Source organism: Nonomuraea sp. NPDC050404 (assembly GCF_040655495.1).
GTDB lineage: Bacteria > Actinomycetota > Actinomycetes > Streptosporangiales > Streptosporangiaceae > Nonomuraea.
The window spans coordinates 1-20,053 of record NZ_JBFAKB010000056.1; the positions used below are offsets into that span (position 1 = coordinate 1).

Sequence of the window (20,053 nt, forward strand, 5' to 3'; positions counted from 1 at the left end):
AGCGTCCGCCGCTCGTCCACACTCAGCACGAGCGGACGTCGTGGTCTGCCCGCCATCCCTCCATTAGATGACGAAACTCAAGACCGGGACACTAGTGCTGCTGGGGGTATCCCTCTAGGTGCGAGAAGTGATCTCCGTAGCGAAAGCCAGGGCCAGACCGGAGCCGTAGGCGGGCCGGGCCCAGGCAGGCCAGAGCCGGAACCACGCCGGACCGGGCCTGAGCCAGCCCAGGGCCAGAGCCAGCAGGGCCAAAGCCAGCAGGGCCAGAGCCACCCAGGGCCAGAGTCGGCCCAGGCCAAAGCTAAGGCCGGACCGAACCAGAGCCAGAACCAGGCCTGGGCCAGGGCCAGACGGGGGCGAGGCCGGGCGCCGGAGCCACGCCGGGCCGGCCGGACCGGGGCAGGGCAAGGCGGGGGCCAGGCCGAGGCCAGGGCCGGAACCACGCCGAGCCGGGCCAGAGCCAGCCCGGGCCGGAACAGGCCAAGGCCAGAGCCGCGCCTGACCGAGGCCAAAGGCCAGAGCCGAGCCGGGCCGTAGCCACGCCGGGCTGGGCCGGGCCGGAGCCAGGCGGGGGCCAGACCGGAGCCAGGCGGGCCGAGGCCAGGCCGGAACCAGGCCAGAGCCGGAGGCAGGCCGCCCCGGAGCCAGAGCCGGGCCAGGCCGACCAAGGACGCCCGCCTCAACCCGTCACCGACGCAAGGACGCCCGCCTTAACCCATCACCCGACACCTCGACCACCGCCAACCTGGAGCCCGGGAACCACTAACCAGACCGCGGCCCCAGGCCCAAGCCTCGGCTCACCCCATCATTCACGCCTGAAGCCGACCATCCACCCTCCGCGGGATGGACAGCGGGTTCCCGTCCTTGAGCTCATCCGGCAGCAGCGCCTCCGGCCAGTCCTGGTAGGCAGTGGGCGCCAGCCACCGACCGATCGCCGTCGCCCCCACCGACGTGTACGACGTCGTGGCAGCAGGCCAGGGACCACCGTGGTGCATGGCCCAGCACACGGCGACTCCGGTCGGCCACCCGTTCCAGATGAGCCGTCCGGCCTTCTTGCCCAGCACCTCAGCGACCTCTCCGGCCTCCTCCGGCACGGTGCTGTGAACGGTCGCGGTCAACGACCCTTCAAGCCGCTCCAGCACCGGGCGCAGGTCCGAAACTTCCCTGTACGTCACTACGATGGCCGCCGGCCCGAAGCATTCCTCACCGATCTGCGGCAGCTTCTCCGCGAACGTGTCGAGATCCGCGGTGAACACCTTGGGCGTGACCGCCAGGTTGCCTTCTCCCGGCTTGCCCTCGGCCAGCAGTCTCAGCTCACCCAGCCGCTCGACGCCCCCGAGGTACCCTTCCCTGATCCGCTCGGCGAGCATGGGTCCACCGCTGGACCCCTCGACGGCCTCCACGAGCGCCTGCCGCAGTTCCTCCCCCTCGGGCACGAACAGGAGCCCGGGATTCGTGCAGAACTGCCCGACCCCCAGCGTCAGCGACGCGGCGAACCCGGTGGCCACCTCCTTCACCGGAGCCGACGGAAGCACGACCACGGGGTTGACGCTGCCAAGCTCACCGAAGAACGGGATCGGCACCTCCCGCTCGTCGATCAGCTTCTGGATCGCCTTGCCCCCGGCCACCGAGCCGGTGAACCCGGCCGCGACCACGCCAGGGTGCTGCACCAGATCCACACCGGCCTGCATGCCCTGAACGAGCCCGAGCAGATCGGGGGACGGCAGCGCCTCCTGAAGGATCTTCGCCACGCGCTCGGAGGTGTTGGGGTGCCCAGGATGCGCCTTGACGACCACAGGGCATCCGGCGGCCAGCGCGGAGGCCGTGTCGCCTCCGGCCACCGAGAACGCGAACGGGAAGTTGCTCGCCGCGAACACGGCCACGACGCCCTGCAGCGGGTTCTGAATCCGGCGTACGTCCGGCCTGGGCGGCGTGAGCGAAGAGTCCGCGTGATCGATGATGGCTTCCAGGTAACCACCATCCCTGATCACCTGGGCGAAGAGCCTGAACTGCCCCGCCGCCCGCGCCACTTCGCCCCGCAGCCGTCCCTCGCCGAGCGCGGTCTCCTGGTCGGCGAGCTGCCAGAGCTCGTCCACGTGAGCGGCAAGCGCATCGGCGACCGCCTCCAGCGCGACGGCCCGCTCGGCAGCCGAGGTCGCCCGCCAGGTCGCTCCGGCGGCGGCCGCAGCAGAAACGATCTTGTCGACCCCGGCGCTGTCGGTCTCGGGCAGGGCGGCGCCCACGGTCTCGCCGGTCCTGGGGTCGTGTCCGTAGATCATCGAATGGCCCTTCGGAGTCTTGACACTTCTTCAACCTGATTCTTACAGTTGCGGCAACTTGTCCACAAATCTGGCAATCGTTCACATACATGGACGGCATGCAAATGATCATTAGGCAGATCCACGTAACACCTGTGGCCTTCCGGGATCCGCCTCTCCTGAACGCTGCCGGAGTCCATGAGCCATGGGCTCTCCGTACCATTGTCGAGGTCGTCACAGATGAGGGTGCGACCGGGTTGGGCGAGACCTATGGTGATCGCGATCATCTCGGCAAGGTGCGGGAATGCGCGCAAGCTCTGATCGGCCTCGACGTTCATGCCCTGAACACCATGTACGCCCGCGTCACCGCGATCGTCGGCGAAACCGTGAGCGACAAGCACGGTCTTACCGGCCTCGCCACCAAGGAGAAGAGCATCGACCGCGTCTTCTCCCCCTTTGAGGTGGCTTGCCTGGACATTCGCGGCAAGGCCGCCGGCATCCCCGTCTCCGACCTGCTGGGCGGCAAGGTCAGAGACGCGGTGCCGTACAGCGCGTACCTCTTCTACAAGTGGGCAGGCCATCCAGGCGACGAACCGGACAGGTTCGGCGCCGCACTTGACGAAGCCGGCATCGTCGAGCAGGCAAGGCTCCTCATCAGCGAGTACGGCTTCGAATCGATCAAGCTCAAGGGCGGCGTGTTCCCGCCGGACCAGGAGATCGCCGCGATCCGCGCCCTGCACGAGGCGTTCCCCGGCGTACCCCTCCGCCTCGACCCGAATGCCGCCTGGTCCGTGGCCACCTCGATCCGCGTAGGCCGCGAGCTCGACGGCATCCTCCAATATCTGGAGGACCCGGCCGCCGGCATCGACGGCATGGCGGAAGTGGCGGCCGCCGTCACCATGCCCCTCGCCACGAACATGTGCGTGGTCACCCCAGAGCATTTCCCGCCCGCGATGGCCTCCCGAGCGATCGGCGTACTCCTCCTGGACCACCACTATTGGGGCGGCCTCACACGTTCCTCGCACATCGCCGCCATGTGCGAGGCGTTCGGCCTGGGCATATCCATGCACTCCAACTCGCACCTCGGCATCAGCCTGGCCGCCATGACGCACCTGGCCGCCGCCACGCCGAACCTCACGTACGCCTGCGACACGCACACCCCCTGGCAGGATGGCCAGGACGTCATCCTGCCGGGCGCCCTGCGTTTCGTGAACGGCGCCGTCCCGGTGCCCACCGGCCCCGGCCTCGGCGTTGAACTGGACCGGGACGCGCTGGCCGTGATGAACGAGCAGTACGAGAAGTGCGGGCTCTACTCCCGCGACGACACGTCGTACATGCAACGCTTCGAGCCCTCCTTCTCGGCGAAGAAACCGCGCTGGTGACCATCGGCGACGAACCTCGACGACGAACGCCAACGCAAGGCCGCCGATGAACCTCAACGAAGAGATCCACCGGTGAACACTCGCGGTAGAACCCCCTGACGAAAACCGGCCAAGCGCCCCACCGAAGCAGTTCACAGCACAACCCGCTGGTATATGCCGGCAAACAGACCAACACCTGAACGTCGGCAAGGAGCCCTCGTTGATGAACGTCGCCTATCTCTACCCCTGGGACGTGGTCGGGGACCCGACAGCCCCCGGCCGTCTGGCAGACCTGGGCGTCCAGACGGTCGCTCTGGCAGCCAGCTACCACTCGACGAGGGCGGCCACGCCGTACCACCCCGCCCACCGCGTGTTGGATGTGCCATACCCGGCCTTTTACCTCCCGATCCGCTCGTCATCCTGGTCCCGCCTGGTCCCCGCCACCCCCACGTGGACTCCCGCCGACGCCTATCTCCAGGCCAGGGATGCCCTGAAGGCCGCCGGCCTCCAGGTACACGCCTGGACCGTCCTCACTCACAACTCCCATCTCGGCTCCGCCCATCCCGACCTGGTCGTACGCAACGCTTTCGGCGACCCGTACCCCTACGCGCTGTGCCCCGCCCACGATGACGTCATCGAGTACTGCGAACGTCTGGTCAAGGAGATCCTCGAAGTAGGCGAGCCGGACGGCCTGATCCTTGAGGCCTGCGGCCCCATGGGCTTCGGCCACCAGAGCGTCCACGAGAAGACAGGCGGCGCGGACTGGACCCCGACGGACGCGGACCTCCTCTCCCTGTGCTTCTGCACCAGCTGCGCCCCCCGCTATCCAGAGGCGACGCAGGACAGGGTCCGTGCCGCGATAGACCGCGCATCGAGCCAGATCGCCCCTTCGGATCACTCCATTGCCGAAAACGCCACTCGCACGACTCCGACACATGCCACATCCACACCAACTGCTGAAACGATCACTACTGCGCAGGGCACCATTGAAGAAGCCCTCGGCTCTCTGACCGACGAGGTGCGCGCCATCCGCACCGACATGACCACCGCTATGCGCCAACGCCTGATCGCGGCCGCCGGCAGCACCGCGCCCGGCGTCCCGATCACGCTGCACGCCAACCCGGACCCCTGGGCCACAGGCGCCTTCGCCCCACTGCCCGCAGGTGAACCAGGAGCGGACGTCCTGGTGGCCAACTGCTGGGGCGACCCGGCCACGGACGCCACCCGCCTCGCCCGGCTGAAGGAGCTCTGCACTCCGGAGCAGCGAGTAGGTGCCTACGTCCTGGCTCTCCCCCCACGCCCGGCCGACCCTGACGTCCTGGCCGATCAGTTGCGGACGTACTCCAAGGCTGGGGCATCGGAATTCCATCTCTACCACGCCGGCCTGGCCTCCCCTCAGCGTCTGGCCGCCCTCTCCGGGGCACTCCGCCTGCTGTCATGAACCACTTCTGGACGAACCGCCCGCGGCCCCTCATGACCAGGGCTTTGCGTGAGCGCCAACCGACATGGATAAGTTCCTCGTATGACTGATGTGCGAATCGTCTTCCGCAAGTACGGCGGCGCACTGCACTGGAATCACCCCGGGCGGCTGCTTGGCGAGGATGAGCACGGCATTTGGGCTGAGGTCCCGGGCGGAACGGTCGCCCGCAAGGGCGAAGGCCCACCCGTCACGTGGGAAACAACCGCGATCATGCTGTTCCCCCGGGATGCCTGGTGGACAGCGTCCTTCAACACCCCGCCGCACAAAAGCGAGATCTACGTCGACGTCACCACCATTCCGGAATGGAGGGACGGCGAGGTCACCATGCTCGACCTCGACTTGGACGTGATCCGGATGAGAGACGGGCGACTCATTCTCGACGACGAAGACGAATTCGCCGAACACCAGGTCCTACTGAACTATCCACCCACAATGATCACACAAGCAGAAGAAACCGCACGCTGGCTACTCGACGCCGTAGGCGAAAGAAAGGGACCATTCGGAGGCGCACACTTGGATTGGCTCGCGAAGTCAGCATAGCCCAACAACAAGAAACTCTTTGCATCGCATGTTCGAATAACTCAGCCGGCGACCGTAACTAATCCGCACTCATACGCCGCAATGACAAGCTGCGCCCGATCCCGCGCCCCCAGCTTGGCCAGCAGCCGGGTGATGTGCGTCTTGACCGTGGCCAAGGTCACCTGCAGATGCGCTGCGATCTCTCCGTTGGACAACCCACGCGCGATCAGCATCAGCACTTCCCGCTCCCGCTCTGTAACCCCTTCCAGCCCTTTCACTTGGGGAAGGGCTGGAGTTCGCGCGAACTCTTCGATCAACCTGCGCGTGACCTTGGGCGCCAGCAACGCCTCCCCACCGGCGACCACCCGTACAGCAGCCAGCAAATCGGCCGGCGGCGTATCCTTCAGCAAAAATCCACTCGCCCCAGCCCGAAGCGCATCATAAACATAAGCGTCGAGATCGAACATCGTTACAACAAGTACCCGAGCGGCGTCCCTTATACGACGGGTGGCCTCAATCCCGTCCATGCCGGGCATTCTTACATCCATGAGCACCACATCCGGCCGCCGTTCCAACACCACCTCAACCGCCTCGGCACCAGTCGCTGCCTCGCCCACCACCATCAGATCAGGCTCGGAGTCGACCAGCACTCTGAAGCTTCCTCTGAGCAACGCCTGATCGTCGGCGATGACCACCCGGATCACTGCGCCTCCTCGTAAGGCAACGTCGCGGACACTCGAAATCCTCGCCCAGGTAGGCTGCCGGCCTGGAGCGTGCCGCCGTACACCATGACCCGCTCCCGCATACCGATCAGGCCATGCCCGGCACCATCAGACGGCATGGTGCGTCTGCCCGGCCCATCATCGGTCACTTCGATCCGCACCTCCCTGCCATCAGCGACTACGGTTACGCGGCAGCGAGCGGGGGCGGCATGCTTGACCACATTGGTAAGCGCCTCCTGCACGATGCGGTAGGCCGACAGCCCCACGCCGTCAGGCAACCGCGCCAATCCTTCTACCTCCCCAAGTCGCTGCCCGCCATCAGGCTCAGGCAACCGCGCCCGCCTTTTCGCCTCCCCAAGCCGCTGCCCGCCGACAGCTTCAGTGCGGAGATCGAGTTCAGTGCGGAGATCAAGCTCCACTTCCACGCCCGCCAGCCGCGCCTGGCTCACCAACCCCCGGATGCCCGCCAGGCCGGGGGTGGGCGCACGGTCGGGCACCTCCGTGGACCGCAGCACACCGAGTAGGTGTCGCATCTCGACCAACGCGCTGCGGCTGGCGGTCTCGATCACGCGCAGGGCATCATGTGCCTCTTCCGGCCTGGTGGCCATGACGTGATTGGCCACCCCCGCTTTGACCGCGATCAGCCCTACGCTGTGCGTGACCACATCGTGCAGCTCGCGCGCGACTCGTAACCGCTCTTCCGCAACCGCCTGCGCCGCCAACCGCTCGCTGTCACGGGCCGCATAGGACCTGCGCTCCTGTACGGCCCGGCCAACCGTCCATGCGCCTCCCAGCGCCGCGATACCCAGAAGCGGCTGGTCAAGGCGGAATAGCCAGCCGGGCGCCTCGTCAGGAGAGGCCCCCGTCATCACCAACCCCACGACGGTGATCAGGCTCACCGCGCCGATGGTCGACGTCGGGATCACGGGGCCGCGCTTTTCGGACAGGGCGACGATATACAAGGCGTACGCGGGAGAAAAGTATGCGAGGCCCACCGTGCCGGCCAGCGCGGCGTAGAGGGCGAGCACCAGCGTGAAGCAGAAGATTGGCAGCGGCCACAGCCTGCGCAGCGCCAGCGGCAACCCCAGCCCGAGAGACAGGGCGATCCGCACCCACGGCGGCAGCGCCGTGGCATGGACCATCGCCGTGAGGAGGATGAACGCCGAGCACACACCTGCCGCCACATCGAGCATGACCAACTGGCGACGGCTCATGCGCCTGACGAAGAAGGGGTGCGTGTCGTCCACGCGTTGAACGGTAGCCGTTGCAGCGGCGTCCACACGTCAAACCAGGGTCTGACCTTGAAGTTCGAACCGTGGTCCGACGCGCCGGCGACCCGCCGCCCCGCATCCTGTACCACGTGATCGAACTCCATCACCTCACAAAGCGCTACGGAAGCACCGTCGCCGTCGACGACCTGTCCTTCCGCGTCGAGCCAGGCCATGTCACCGGCTTTCTCGGCCCCAACGGCGCCGGCAAGTCCACCACGATGCGCCTGACCCTCGACCTCGACGCGCCCACTTCTGGCCAGGCCCTGGTCAACGGACGTCGATACAGTGCACTCCGCCAGCCGATGCGCGAAGTCGGAGCGCTCCTCGACGCCGACGCCGTCCACAGCGGCCGCAACGCCTACGACCACCTGCTCTGCCTGGGACGCACCAACGGCATCGGCGTCAGGCGGGTGACCGAGTTGCTTGAGCAGGTTGGGCTGGCGGGCGTGGCACGCAAGAGGGTGGGCGGGTTCTCTCTGGGCATGAAGCAACGCCTCGGCATCGCGGCCGCGCTACTCGGTGATCCGGGCGTCCTGATGTTCGACGAACCAGTCAACGGCCTCGACCCGGACGGCGTGCGCTGGATCCGCGACCTCATGCGCTCACTCGCCGCCGAGGGCCGGACGGTCTTACTCTCCAGCCATCTCATGAGCGAAATGGCCCTCACGGCCGAGCGCATCGTGATCGTCGGCCGGGGCAAGCTCATAGCCGAGGCCACCGTGTCGGAGCTGACCACCCACTATCCATCGCTCGAAGACGCCTACATGGCCTTGACCACAGGCAGCGTCCAATATGGAGCGGCCCGATGAGAGCTGTTCTCTCCTCCGAATGGCTGAAAATCCGCTCGGTCCGCTCGACCTATCTGATCCTCTGTCTCGGCCTCAGCACAGTCCTCATCGGCCTCACGATCGCCCTGGCGGCGGCCGGCACGTACGATGCCGTATCCCCTGAGCAGCAAGCAGGTGCCCGCATCGCGGATCTGGAGGAAGTGCTCATTGTCGTCCCCCAGCTCTGCATGGGCATCCTCGGCATCCTGGTCATCACATCCGAATACGCAACAGGCTTAATCAGGACCAGCCTCGCTCTCGTCCCCCGTCGCTGGCCCGTCCTCATGGCCAAAGCCACCGTCGTCGGCGCCCTGAGCCTGCTCGTCGGCGCTCTGGCAGTCTTCGGCACCTATCTCGTGGCCGGCAGCGTCCTCGGCGAGCGCTTCTCCGGCGCGTACACCGCGGCGTTCGAAGACCGATTGCCGCTCCTAATCACCCTCACCCTCACCGTGCCGACCTTCGCACTGCTCGGCCTGGGGCTCGGCGCACTCCTGCGATCCGCTGCCGCCGCGACTGCCATCGTCGTCGGCCTCGTCTATGTGATCCCTATCATCATCAACAACGTCCCTGAGCCGTGGAGCGAACGTCTCGGCTCGCTGATGATCAGCGCCCTCCCCCGGCAGATCACCGGCGACCTCATCACCACTTCGGTGTACGGCTCACTCCTACCTCCACCAGTAGCAGCGGCAGTCATGGTCGGGTACGCGTTCATCCCCCTCGTAATCGCCACTTGGCTGATACGCCAGAAAGACGCCTGACATGCGACCCCGACTGCACCGGAGATCCCAACGAGGCGGAGGTCCCAGCTAAGCGGACGCCCTAGCACGGCGAACGTCCAAGCAAGCGAACGTCCCAGGGCGGACGTCCCAGGGCGGACGTCCCAGGGCGGACGTCCCAACGAACGCGGATGCCTCGACGAAGCCAATGGCCCTAACAAGGCCAGAGCTTATGAAGCCGGAAATTCCGACAAAGCCGGATCCTGACAAAGCCGGAGGTCCCGATGAGGCCAGAGGTCCTACCGAGCCGAAGGTCCCGATAAGGCTGGAGGTTTCGATGAAGCCGTGCCACCACCGTCACGACACCGCCATCGCACGCGTGCCCATGCACGCCGCCCTTCCGCAGGTACGGCAGGTGAGGACACCTGCCGTACCCTGCGGAGACTCAGACCTCGAGCACCACGGGAATGATCATCGGTCGGCGGCGATAGGTGTCACTCACCCAGCGCCCCACCGTACGACGTACGACCCGGCGGATCTCCTGCATGTCGACCACCCCGTCTGCGGCCTTCTCCTGAAGAGCGCGTTCGATCTGCGGGATGAACTCGTCGAACTGGATGGGGTCGATGCCCGACCCGCGCGCGTGGATCTCAGGGCCGGCAGTGAGTTTGCCCGTGTTGGAGTCGACCACGATGACCACGGAGATGAATCCTTCGTCTCCGAGGATTCTGCGATCTTTCAGGGACGTGTCGGTGATCTCACCCACCGACGAACCATCGACGTAGACGTACCCGGCGTGAACCGCGCCGACGATCCTCGCGCGGCCATCGACCAGGTCCACCACGACGCCGTCCTCGGCGATCACGATGTGGTCGTCCGGCACACCGGTGAGGGCGGCCAGCTTGGCGTGGGCGCGCAGATGACGCCATTCGCCGTGCACAGGCATGAAGTTGGAGGGACGCGTCAGGTTGAGCACGTACAGGAGCTCGCCCGCGGCCGCGTGTCCGGAGACATGCACCTTGGCGTTGCCCTTGTGCACAACCCGGGCGCCCCACCTCGTCAGTCCGTTGATGACCTTGTTGACCGCGGTCTCGTTCCCCGGCACCAGCGACGAGGCCAGCAGCACGGTGTCGCCGTCGGCGATGCGTATCGGATGATCGCGGTTCGCCATTCTGGACAGCGCCGCCATCGGCTCGCCCTGCGAACCGGTGCAGACGAGGACCACGTCCTGTGGCGGCCACTCCTCGATGTCGCGCGAGTCGACGATCAGCTCCGGCGGAACCTTGAGGTATCCGAGGTCGCGGGCCACGCCCATGTTCCGCACCATGGAGCGTCCGACCAGGGCGACCTTGCGGCCGTGCTTGGCGGCGGCATCCATGACCTGCTGGATGCGGTGCACGTGCGAGGCGAAGCTGGCCACGATGACACGCTGCTCGGAAGTGCGAATCACCTCCTCGATGACCGGCGCGATCTCCCGCTCGCTGGTGACGAATCCCGGCACCTCGGCGTTGGTGGAGTCGGACATCAGCAGGTCGACGCCCTCGGTGCCGAGTCTGGCGAAGCCACCGAGGTCGGTGAGACGGCCGTCGCTCGGCAACTGATCCATACGGAAGTCGCCGGTATGCAGGACAATGCCCGCCGGCGTACGTATGGCTACGGCCAGAGCGTCGGGAATGGAGTGGTTGACCGCGAGAAACTCACAGTCGAAAGGCCCGAAGACGTGCCTCTCACCCTCGACGACCTCGACTTTGGTCGGCTGGATCCTGTGCTCGGTCAGCTTGGCCTCGATAAGGGCAAGCGTGAGCTTGGAACCGATGAGCGGAATGTCGCGCCGCTCGCGCAGAAGATAGGGCACCGCCCCGATGTGGTCCTCGTGGGCGTGCGTCAGCACCACGGCTTCGACGTCGTCGAGCCGGTCCCTGATGTATTCGAAGTCGGGCAGGATGAGGTCGACACCCGGCTGGTCCGGCTCGGGGAACAGCACCCCGCAGTCCACGACCAGCAGGCGACCGTCATATTCGAAGACGGCCATGTTTCTGCCGATTTCTCCCAACCCGCCGAGCGCGACAATGCGCAAGCCGCCTTCCGGCAGCACCGGCGGGGGGCCAAGCTCAGGATGCGGATGGCTCATGCCCGGCCCCCTCGGTCAGATCTAGTTCTCAAAACTCCCAGTTCCTCCCCGTTCCTATGCGTCTGTCAATTTCACCCCGCCGGCCACCAGGCAAGCACGCAGCTCGGCGATTTGCTTCTCCGTCGCCTCCACAAGCGGCAGCCGCACCGGACCAACCGGTACTCCCACCATGCTCAGTGCGGCCTTCGCCATGATCGCGCCACCGGCGCGCAGCATGATCCCGTCTACCACCGGGGCCACCTGACCGTGTACGGCCAAGGCCTGGTTGACGTCGCCGTTCTTATGCAGATGAATCATGCGCGCCAGCTCGGCACCGACCACATGGCCGACCACGCTGACGAACCCTGCCGCACCGAGGGACAGCCAGGCCAGATTGAGCAGGTCATCGCCGGAGTAGAAGGCGAGATCCGTCGAAATCATCACCTGGCTAGCGGCGAACAGATCGCCCTTGGCGTCCTTCACAGCCACAATGCGCTCGTGCTGCGCCAGGCGGATCAGGGTATCGGTCTTGATCGGCACGCCGCTACGACCTGGAATGTCGTACAGCATCACGGGGAGGTCGGTCGCCTCCGCGACGGAAGTGAAGTGCCGGTACAGCCCCTCTTGTGGGGGCTTGTTGTAGTAGGGCGTCACCACCAGCAGGCCGTGCGCACCGACGCGTGCCGCCTGCTTCGCGAGCTCGACACTATGGCGAGTGTCGTTCGTCCCGGCCCCTGCCACCACGGTCGCGCGATCACCGACCGCATCGAGGACGGCGCTGACGATGCGCTGCTTCTCCTCGTCCGAGGTAGTAGGCGATTCCCCGGTCGTCCCGTTGACGATCAGGCCATCATTGCGCTGCTCGTCCACCAGGTAGGTGGCAAGACGTCGCACAGCCACATAATCGACCTCGCCGTCGGGGGTGAACGGCGTGACCATCGCGGTCAGCATACGGCCGAAGGGCGCGTCGGTGGTTCCAGTTGGCGATGCCATAGTGCGAACGCTACCTGGATTCGGAAATCCATTGGACGTCGCCACCCCGCTTCGCCAGCCTGGAGCCGCTTTTTGCCCACATTCACCGGCTTCCGAGCCAACCGGCCAAACGAACTCCGAGCAACTCGACCGGCCCTGGCGACCACACCCGCATCCCCGCAGGCCAGCCAACCCATTCGACTCACGCCGGTACGCGAGGCGCATCGGCAAGGGAGAACCCCGGGATACACACCGCCCGTTCCGGGTAAGCGCTCCGTGTCCAAGACGACCGAATTGTTGGTCCTCAGCGTCACACAGCCACCACGCCCAGAGCATCGCGGCCAACAGAGCACCCAGCATACGGGAAGGGAGCGCACACCCTCCGGCACCACCACGGCCAGGGCACCCATGCGCTTATGAATTCCCCGCACGTGACGCTTGGGGCGCTTCGGTCGTTCTGCCGGTTGCGGCGAACGACGACCACTTTGGGACACATCAGAAAGATGCCCGCGACCTACGACACTACGCCCCGCACCCCGGCACCCCGGCACGCGCCACTCGGGAAGCCCGTCATTGACTGCGCCGCCACGCCTTACCGTCAATAGCCGGCGACCCAGCATCCGAACTCCACCGAGCTTGTTCCGCTTTGACTGGCACGATCGTTGTGATAGTCAGGCCAGATCAAGCACACACCGACATGCCCCAACTCACTTCGCACATCAGCGCCCGCCGTTCGGCACCGCCCTGTGGCCCCCGCCAAGGATCACAACTGCGACTACGACCATGACCCCGATGCCATGACGTCCCCGAAAGCCATGACGGCCACCTCCACCTCGACGGCGACGGCGACGGCGCGTGTTGCCCCCTGGTACACGGACCAACCCCCCTTCTCCCTGTTCGCCCCACTCCCACGATCAGAGTGGGCGCGCGAGCAAAGAGAACCAGCGCGACTCGGGAAGGAACGCACAGAACCGGTGCTGACGTTTGCCAGCCACGGAGCTTGGTCAGACGCACCGACAGACGATGCGCGGACGACAGCAGGACCCCGACTTCCGAGCATCATGCGGTTCGGTGGCACGCCTCGGTTCGAACCGACTCTCGAGACACTCCCGAAGCCCCATCTCGAAACATGCGCCCCACCAGGGCGTTCACAGACTCGATGGTCGCTCGTTCGCGAGGCGGACATGGAAGAGGTCGCCGATATGTGCTCGGGGGTACACACATCGACGACCTCTACCGGAGAATCGGCACCCCTTACATCGGCGTTACAAGGTTTCTCCGATAATTTTCCGCCAACGCAAAGTTGGGGCCCCAGCCATCCTCGATGACGGTCGGTTACCTGCCGAATACGGCAACATGGGGCAACGCCTCACACGAACCCCCAGGGATGGACTAGTGGCCACCTCAGATCCGGTCTACCTGCGCGTTGTCGAAGATATTCGGCGACAGATCACCGACGGCACCCTTCCCCCCGGTGCGCCCATTCCTTCGCGGGCGCAGTTGACCCGCAAGTATCAGGTCGGGGAGACCGCCGCCCGTCACGCACTCCGTGTGCTCGCGGGCGAGGGTCTCATCATCGGCCGCGTGGGCTCGGGTCACTACGTCAGGGAACGCCCCGACCTGACAGCGCTACACCGATGGCGCTTCCTCGATCACCCTGCCCCGTTCGCCGCCGACCTGCAGTCCCAAGGCCGGCGCGTGACGTGGGACTGGCACAGCGAACCGACCGAAGCAGGCCCCGACATCGCCAGACGGCTGCGTCTGCCCGAGTCGGCCACGCTGACCAAAACGCACTACGTCTTCCGCGGAGACGGCAGACCGCTGCAACTCGCCACTTCCTACGAACTGCGGGAGTTCGCCCCTCACACGGAGGAAGAGCGCCGAAGTCTGGTCGCGAGGATGTACGCGCACGGCATCAAGATCACGGAGATCGTCGAAAGCGTACACACGCGCATTCCTCGACCCGTGGAGAGCGACGCGCTGGATCTTGCCGCGGGCGTGCACGTTCTTCATCTCGAACGCACCCATTGGGCAGGTGACCGCCCGGTCGAGACCAGCGACATCGTCATCCCGGGAGATCGGTTCCGGATCATGTACAGCATGCCCCTTTAGGTCGGGGACTCCGGGGGCGATATCATCCCTCCCGGAGTTCCCCGACCTCATCAACACGCGCCGCTCCTGGGCCAGCGGGTAAACCCGGAGCGGCGTGTAGACGGCTCGAATGATCGGTCAGGCCCAGGTCTCACCGCACAGACTATGAGGAGCCGTCGCGTCGGAGGCAAGAGCTGGCCGATCAGCAATATCGCCGTACCAGAGGCCGCAACGACTAACCAGCCAAAGTACCCCCTACCAGCGAGGACCTGCGCCAACCGGTCATGACCGTCGTAGCGGGGCGTCAACGAGCGACCAGTCACGACCACCGCACGTAGGACGCAAGAGCCTGCCAAGCACTGCGCGGGCCGTACGCCGCCACTCCCCCATACGGATGGCTCGGCCTCTCGCATACGGCCGCATGGTTTCTTCCAGGGACGAGTGCGGCGGAGCCAGCAGACGGCAACAACGCCCTGCGGGAAGCCATCGTCCCTACTCCCACCAGCAGCGCTGTCAATCCACCGCGCCCTTTAGATGCCCTAAGTCCGCGCTGGTGACCAGCGGCGCGAGAAGGATCGGCGCCGGCGTCGCGACCGCCTTCCGCGCAGTGGGCGTTTCGGGAGTGGTGCACTCCCCTCGCGAACGAGCCCGGTCGTGGCGTGGCCAAGCCCGAACAAGCCAAGCCGTTGTGTGGCAGGCGTGGCAGGCGTGGCAGGCGTGGCAGGCGTGGCAGGCGTGGCAGGCGTGGCAGGCGTGGCAGGCGTGGCAGGCGTGGCAGGCGTGGCAGGCGTCGGAAATGGTGACGGCCATCGCGTGATCCTTCAAATGGTGTGCAATCCATAATCGAAGGAGGGCAGGCGATGGCCGCAGACACAGTTTGGCGTCCGCGAGGTGGCTGGCGCAGCAAAACGAGACCAGGGGCCCCGACTTGTTGCGTTCCATGACGGACCCATGGCCGAAGGATTGGTGGTCAGTTGAGGCGGCACCCATTCGATGCTGCATATGGGGAGTTCCAGCGACTCCGATGAGGTCCTGGCCCGGGACGCCGTCTGCCTGCTCGACGTCCCCACCCACAAGACCGGCACCGCGTTCACCAAGCTCGTCGACCTGCTGCTCTGCCAGGCCATGGCGGCCTGGCAGGCCGTCCGGCCTACCCAGCCGAAGCTCCTGGACCGCAAGACCGGCGAGCAGGTCGACTTCTTGTTCGTTTTCCGCGCCCGCGGCGTCTCCAAGACCCACATCAACGACAGCATCATCCCCATGCCCTGCGCGAAGGCCGGTGTTCCCGCGGCAGACGTCCGCGGCAACATCACGAGCCACCGGGCCCGCTCCACCATCGCCTCGCAGCTCTACAACCCCAAAGAACCGATGACCCTGTTCGAGTTGCAGGCCAGGCTCAGGCACCGTGACCTCAGCACCACCCAGCGCTACGCGAAGATCACCCCGAACACTCTCTCGAAGGCCTACCGGGACGCCGGCTACTTCGAACGCAACGTCCGCACCATCGAGATCCTCATCGACCGCAACGCCGTCACCTCCAGCGCCTCTGCCACCGGGCGAGCCCTGGCAGTACTACGACCTCGGCCACGGGTTCTGCACCTTCTTCGGGCAATACGCCCACCGCATGGCCTGCGCCGAATGCGACTTTCTACCCCCAAGGACAGCTCGAAGGCCCGACTCCTCGAAGCCAAGGCCAACCTGCAACGCAGGCTCGCCGCCATCCCCCTCACCGACGACGAACGGGCCGCAATCGACGACGGCCAGGCCGCCTTGGACAAGCTACTCGGCCAGCTTGCCGACATCCCCATGCCAGCCGGATCTACGCCCCGCCGGATCAGTGCCCCCTCAACCGCGACTCTCCTGCCGAGCATCCATGCCCGGGAAGGTCCTGCCTGATCATCTGGGTGAGCGTCGATCAGTCCAGAATCAGCAGTGCTACGGCAGAGTTGAAGCCGTGAGCCGGCAGCCGCGAGACACCTACGCCCGCCTCTACCCGGAAATCGGACTGGCGGGAAGTCTCCAGGCCGCCATGCAGACCGTGCTCGACCAAGCAGCCTATGAGCTGACGGCGCTGCCGCCCAGCGCTCCTGGTTGGTGGGACTGTGCAACACGAGTCGGGCATGATTCGCCGGTATGTGAACACCCTCGCGGCCAGCGAGGACCGGAGGTTCCTGATGGAATTCTGGGATCGGGGCGTCAGGTTGGCCAAGGCCGGGACCGGCGACCTGCCCGGGGCGGCTCGGGCTACGGCTTTGTGGCAGGGAGGCGCGCAGCTGCGTGAGTTGAAGGCTGGCTGCCCGTTCGTCGAGTACTGTCCAGTCGCTGAAGCACATGAACGCGGCGAGGCGGTCGAAGCCACGTGGGCGATCTACCGCACCGCCTCAGCCCGCCACGTCGATCATGACCTGATTGAGGCGGCCTATGCCGAGCCGCGACTGCGGGCGCTGTTTCCCTTCCACAGCCACCGGACGCTGCACTTCAGCCGCTGCACCGGATTCCCCTATACCCATGACCTTCCCGTGATCGATCCCCGGCCAGACGGGACCTACCGCGTCGTGTGGTGGCACGATCGCTCGCCCGACGGACCCATCATCAGAGAAGCCGACACCCCCCATGACGCCGTCGCCTTGATCATCGCCTACCTCCCTGACAGGGTTGGGCCAGCAGTCGTCGGCACCGCCAACGACCTTGACAGCCTCACCGCAGACTCCCCATAAAGGGCGGCAGATCGGTGGGCAGGTACCGCCAGGGGCATCCCGAGCGGACCACGTACAGGATGGCGTTCACAATCTCCCCGTGTGGGTGCTTTCGGGAAGGCCGCCGCCGTTCCGGCTCGGGCAGTAACGGCTCGATCAGCTCCCCACGCTGTGCGTCGGTCACGTTCGAGGGGTAACGCTCGGGGGGCATCGGGCCACCATGACGACATTCGTTCCATCCGTCACGCCGCCACACCGAATATGAATGATCTTCTCACACACAATTTAGACATCGTGGGCGAACGAATTCTGAGGGGATATTGAGCGCTCAGGCTGACAAAAGGGTTTCTTGAATTCGGTTGGGCTTGGGGCGGGATTGTCGGTGGGGGTTGATAGAACGGGTGCGGAGGTTGCAGATGCGAGTCAAAGACCTGTCCAAAGGCGACCGGCCGCGTGAGCGGCTTATGTCCGTCGGCGCTCCAGCGCTGGCTGACCGGGAGCTACTGGCCGTGCTGCTCGGCTCCGGATTTCACGGGGCGAGCGCCCTCGACCTGGCTACCCAAGTGATCGAGCATTGCGGAGGTCTCGATGCCCTCAGTCGCTCCGGGCCGCACCGGTTACTGACCTTGCGTGGCATCGGTCCCGCCAAGGCAGCGCGAGTGGCAGCGGCCTTTCATCTCGTACGCCGAGCTGAGGCATGGCCCGAGCGCGAGCGCATCACCAGTACGTCCGACCTGGCCAACGCGTGTGCCCCGCTGCTGCTCGAGCGGACTCATGAGCGGCTGGTCATGGTGGTGTGCGATACCGGTGGGCGAATCCTGAAGCGTGCGGCTTTGACCGAGGGTGGCAGCGACCACACCGTGATACCCATACGCGAGGTGATCACTGAGGTGCTCATCGCGGGTGGGGCGATGTTCGGCCTTGCTCACAATCATCCCGGCGGCTCTCTGGAGCCCAGTTCTGAGGACCTGGAGGCCACGGCCCGACTGCTTGAGGCCGCAGAGACCGTCGGGGTGCGGTTTCTCGATCACTTGATCATTGCGGGCAAGTCTTGGAGGCGGATTTCCCTATAAATCCATTCCGTGGCGGATTACGAACCCAGCTCGCCTCAAATGGCATGATCTCATCTATAGCGCCGAACGGCAGTTTTCAAAGGACGACCATGAGAACCTAATGACGCGGGTAGGCCGTAATGGACGTCAGCCGGCTACTACTCGCCATGGCGTGGTCTCATGCCCCGGAAAGCGCGGGGCCACGTACATGGTTCGTGCTGGTCTTGGATGAGGTCCGCTCCTCGAATGAGGATCCGGCAGGCGCGTCGCTCGAAGGGACCAGCGCGGACGGACGGTGCGTCATCTACGGTGCTTGGTTGCGCCATCGCTAGCGGTGTCCGGTTCGCATGCGCGATGGCTATGGCGCAACCAGGTATCTGGCGCAACTGTGTCGCCGAGCGGGAGTCACCACCCGCCCGGCGACACTGCGGCGCTGAAGGGTTCACACGGTGTCGTAAATAAAGTCGGAGCCACCGGTCAGATAACCCTTCCGTGACTGGTGGGCCAGACGCCAAACTGTTGTCTGCGGCCATCGCGCTTGATATCCCTCGAAGCTGCGTCTCCAAGGGATCGCGATGGCCGTCACCATTTCCCTACGCGATCGCCGTGTCCGTTCTCGCCTGTACGCGGCCCATGCCCATGTTACTGACGGTCGCGTGGATGTCGATTTTGATGTGGCGTTGTTGAGAGCGGCGTCGCTGGGCCCAAGGACAGCAGGTTCTGGCAGGGTCTGGCTAGCGGTTGCTGCTGACGGGTGGGCATTGAGTGTCGTTGATACCGTCTTCGGGTCCAGGAGTCTCTGGGCTCGGTTGATCCTCGGGCATGGTCATCCCTGGTGGGGATGCCGAACCTGTCCATCGGATCTGTCGCGTCGAACCCGTCTCATCGGATCTGTCGCTCCGGTCATCGAATCTGTCGCTCCGGGTACAGGTGCCGAAGCCGAGGGCCGAAGCCAGGTGCCGGGTACGGGGTGCCGGGCAGGGCGGGCGCGGGGCGCCGAAGCCAGGGGGACGAAGGCGGGGCCAAGGGCTCCGGATCCGCGCGTATGTCACCACTGCCGGAGATGCCGGACCTGTTGCATCGGACCTGTCGCGCCGGGTACGGGGTGCCGAAGCCGGCGTGCCGAGTATGGGGTGCCGGGTAAGGCGGGCGCGGGGCGCCGAAGCCGGGGGTCGAAGCCGGGGGTCGAAGCCGGGCCCAGAGGCTTCAGGTTGGAGGGGCTTGGCGCAGTGGGGAGTCCCGACTGCGTGCAATCTTCACGGCCGCGCTGACCTGGGTGGGCATGCCAATCGGGATGCTTGTCGTGGTTTGCAACGTTGGGGTCGGCCAGGGTTGCGTCCGAGAGTACTCAGGCGTCCGGATCGAAATGGCCTGGTTCGAGAAGGTGGAGGCTGAGCCGTGAGATTTCAGCCGATTCGACACCCTTTATTGGGAGCTGGATGCGAAGGAGAAGAGCCCTGCGGATCCGAAATATCTGGCAGCGACTTTGACAGAGGAACGCGTTCGCTAATCTTGAGATCCGTGCATGCCACTGAATTTGGGCTTTGCAGTGGTTTGGTAGAGCCCTGGGTAAGAGTTGCGCCAGCCAGGGTGGCGCGGCCATCACGCGTTTCCTCGAGGGCTAGTCGAGATCGAAGAAGAAACAACGCGATGGCCGCTGGAATATTGTGATGCATGGAGGAGGTACGAAGGAGTGGGAATCGATATTGGGGACTCCTACTTTGCCGACGCGCGGAGCAGTGGGCGACGTCTTTTCGGTAGGCATGGGCTGCGGGTGCGCATTTAGGTTGGTTATGGGACGGATGCGATCGTCGTCACTTAGGCTGGTTGCGAGGGTGTAGACGCTTGGCGCGAACCCGAGCGGTGCGGTGGATGGACGATGCCTGGCTTGATTTGCCCGCTTGGTCTGGCTGCGGGAGAAGCAGGGGATCGCAACCGTTAATGCGGGCATGCCGCCGACTGACGGTTATGGTCAGGA

At 65.6% G+C, this 20,053-nt stretch carries 16 protein-coding genes; 10 read left to right on the forward strand and 6 right to left on the reverse strand.

The window, feature by feature from the left end:
• Window positions 1–809 precede the first annotated feature (809 nt).
• Window positions 810–2,279, reverse strand: coding sequence for an aldehyde dehydrogenase (NADP(+)) (locus tag AB0I81_RS62205; RefSeq protein ID WP_360679795.1), 1,470 nt, complete (start codon window positions 2,277–2,279; stop codon window positions 810–812).
• 236 nt (window positions 2,280–2,515) lie between these two features.
• On the opposite strand from AB0I81_RS62205, the gene AB0I81_RS62210 reads away from it, so the two are divergent.
• From AB0I81_RS62210 to AB0I81_RS62220, 3 genes are all read left to right on the forward strand, one after another.
• Window positions 2,516–3,640 carry an enolase C-terminal domain-like protein gene (locus tag AB0I81_RS62210; protein ID WP_360679799.1) on the forward strand — a complete coding sequence of 375 codons (1,125 nt, stop codon included), beginning with the start codon at window positions 2,516–2,518 and terminating at the stop codon, window positions 3,638–3,640.
• A 202-nt stretch (window positions 3,641–3,842) separates the two neighbouring features.
• Window positions 3,843–5,060, forward strand: a complete 1,218-nt coding sequence (locus AB0I81_RS62215; RefSeq protein WP_360679802.1) for a hypothetical protein — start codon at window positions 3,843–3,845, stop codon at window positions 5,058–5,060.
• Window positions 5,061–5,141: 81 nt separating this feature from the next.
• Entirely contained in the window at window positions 5,142–5,639 is a 498-nt protein-coding gene (locus AB0I81_RS62220) for a DUF402 domain-containing protein (protein WP_360679805.1), read from the forward strand.
• 41 nt (window positions 5,640–5,680) lie between these two features.
• Here the strand turns inward: AB0I81_RS62220 and AB0I81_RS62225 are convergent, their stop codons facing one another.
• Window positions 5,681–6,322 (reverse strand): response regulator transcription factor, encoded by a 642-nt coding sequence (locus AB0I81_RS62225; RefSeq protein WP_360679808.1) that lies wholly within the window; start codon window positions 6,320–6,322, stop codon window positions 5,681–5,683.
• Window positions 6,319–7,587: a histidine kinase gene (locus AB0I81_RS62230; protein WP_360679811.1), complete on the reverse strand. Its 1,269-nt coding sequence runs from the start codon at window positions 7,585–7,587 to the stop codon at window positions 6,319–6,321. Before AB0I81_RS62230 ends, AB0I81_RS62225 begins: the two co-directional genes overlap by 4 nt.
• 68 nt (window positions 7,588–7,655) lie before the next feature.
• On the opposite strand from AB0I81_RS62230, the gene AB0I81_RS62235 reads away from it, so the two are divergent.
• On the forward strand, window positions 7,656–8,420 hold the full coding sequence (locus AB0I81_RS62235; protein ID WP_360679814.1) for an ATP-binding cassette domain-containing protein: 765 nt from the start codon (window positions 7,656–7,658) through the stop codon (window positions 8,418–8,420).
• Window positions 8,417–9,196 (forward strand): ABC transporter permease subunit, encoded by a 780-nt coding sequence (locus AB0I81_RS62240; RefSeq protein ID WP_360679817.1) that lies wholly within the window; start codon window positions 8,417–8,419, stop codon window positions 9,194–9,196. The genes AB0I81_RS62235 and AB0I81_RS62240 overlap by 4 nt, the downstream gene beginning before the upstream one ends.
• A gap of 403 nt (window positions 9,197–9,599) precedes the next feature.
• Here the strand turns inward: AB0I81_RS62240 and AB0I81_RS62245 are convergent, their stop codons facing one another.
• Window positions 9,600–11,285 (reverse strand): ribonuclease J, encoded by a 1,686-nt coding sequence (locus AB0I81_RS62245; RefSeq protein ID WP_360679819.1) that lies wholly within the window; start codon window positions 11,283–11,285, stop codon window positions 9,600–9,602.
• Between the two features lie 54 nt (window positions 11,286–11,339).
• Entirely contained in the window at window positions 11,340–12,257 is a 918-nt protein-coding gene (gene dapA, locus AB0I81_RS62250; protein ID WP_360679821.1) for a 4-hydroxy-tetrahydrodipicolinate synthase, read from the reverse strand.
• A gap of 1,374 nt (window positions 12,258–13,631) precedes the next feature.
• On the opposite strand from dapA, the gene AB0I81_RS62255 reads away from it, so the two are divergent.
• The 4 genes from AB0I81_RS62255 to AB0I81_RS62270 all read left to right on the forward strand — a co-directional run bounded on the left by AB0I81_RS62255 (window position 13,632) and on the right by AB0I81_RS62270 (window position 17,044).
• Entirely contained in the window at window positions 13,632–14,348 is a 717-nt protein-coding gene (locus AB0I81_RS62255) for a GntR family transcriptional regulator (RefSeq protein ID WP_360679823.1), read from the forward strand.
• A 667-nt stretch (window positions 14,349–15,015) separates the two neighbouring features.
• On the forward strand, window positions 15,016–15,144 hold the full coding sequence (locus AB0I81_RS62260; protein ID WP_360679826.1) for a hypothetical protein: 129 nt from the start codon (window positions 15,016–15,018) through the stop codon (window positions 15,142–15,144).
• Window positions 15,145–15,320: 176 nt separating this feature from the next.
• Complete coding sequence (locus tag AB0I81_RS62265; protein WP_360679829.1) at window positions 15,321–16,223, forward strand: tyrosine-type recombinase/integrase; 903 nt, start codon at window positions 15,321–15,323, stop codon at window positions 16,221–16,223.
• Window positions 16,224–16,462: 239 nt separating this feature from the next.
• Window positions 16,463–17,044: a DUF6193 family natural product biosynthesis protein gene (locus AB0I81_RS62270; protein ID WP_360679832.1), complete on the forward strand. Its 582-nt coding sequence runs from the start codon at window positions 16,463–16,465 to the stop codon at window positions 17,042–17,044.
• On the opposite strand, the gene AB0I81_RS62275 is transcribed toward AB0I81_RS62270, so the two are convergent.
• The gene (locus tag AB0I81_RS62275) at window positions 17,025–17,234 is read right to left on the reverse strand and encodes a transposase (RefSeq protein WP_360679835.1); all 210 of its coding nucleotides are present in this window, start codon (window positions 17,232–17,234) and stop codon (window positions 17,025–17,027) included. The two genes, AB0I81_RS62270 and AB0I81_RS62275, sit on opposite strands and share 20 nt — an antisense overlap.
• Before the next feature lie 205 nt (window positions 17,235–17,439).
• Between AB0I81_RS62275 and radC the strand changes: the two genes are divergently transcribed.
• Window positions 17,440–18,096 carry a DNA repair protein RadC gene (radC, locus tag AB0I81_RS62280; protein ID WP_360679837.1) on the forward strand — a complete coding sequence of 219 codons (657 nt, stop codon included), beginning with the start codon at window positions 17,440–17,442 and terminating at the stop codon, window positions 18,094–18,096.
• The last annotated feature ends 1,957 nt before the right edge of the window (window positions 18,097–20,053 follow it).

Coding starts and splice junctions, on each gene's coding strand:
- AB0I81_RS62205 (WP_360679795.1), bottom strand. CDS start 2,279: ATGATCTACGGACACGACCCCAGGACCGGCGAGACCGTGGGCGCCGCC.
- AB0I81_RS62215 (WP_360679802.1), top strand. CDS start 3,843: ATGAACGTCGCCTATCTCTACCCCTGGGACGTGGTCGGGGACCCGACA.
- AB0I81_RS62220 (WP_360679805.1), top strand. CDS start 5,142: ATGACTGATGTGCGAATCGTCTTCCGCAAGTACGGCGGCGCACTGCAC.
- AB0I81_RS62240 (WP_360679817.1), top strand. CDS start 8,417: ATGAGAGCTGTTCTCTCCTCCGAATGGCTGAAAATCCGCTCGGTCCGC.
- AB0I81_RS62245 (WP_360679819.1), bottom strand. CDS start 11,285: ATGAGCCATCCGCATCCTGAGCTTGGCCCCCCGCCGGTGCTGCCGGAA.
- dapA (WP_360679821.1), bottom strand. CDS start 12,257: ATGGCATCGCCAACTGGAACCACCGACGCGCCCTTCGGCCGTATGCTG.
- AB0I81_RS62265 (WP_360679829.1), top strand. CDS start 15,321: ATGCTGCATATGGGGAGTTCCAGCGACTCCGATGAGGTCCTGGCCCGG.
- AB0I81_RS62275 (WP_360679835.1), bottom strand. CDS start 17,234: ATGCCCCCCGAGCGTTACCCCTCGAACGTGACCGACGCACAGCGTGGG.
- radC (WP_360679837.1), top strand. CDS start 17,440: ATGCGAGTCAAAGACCTGTCCAAAGGCGACCGGCCGCGTGAGCGGCTT.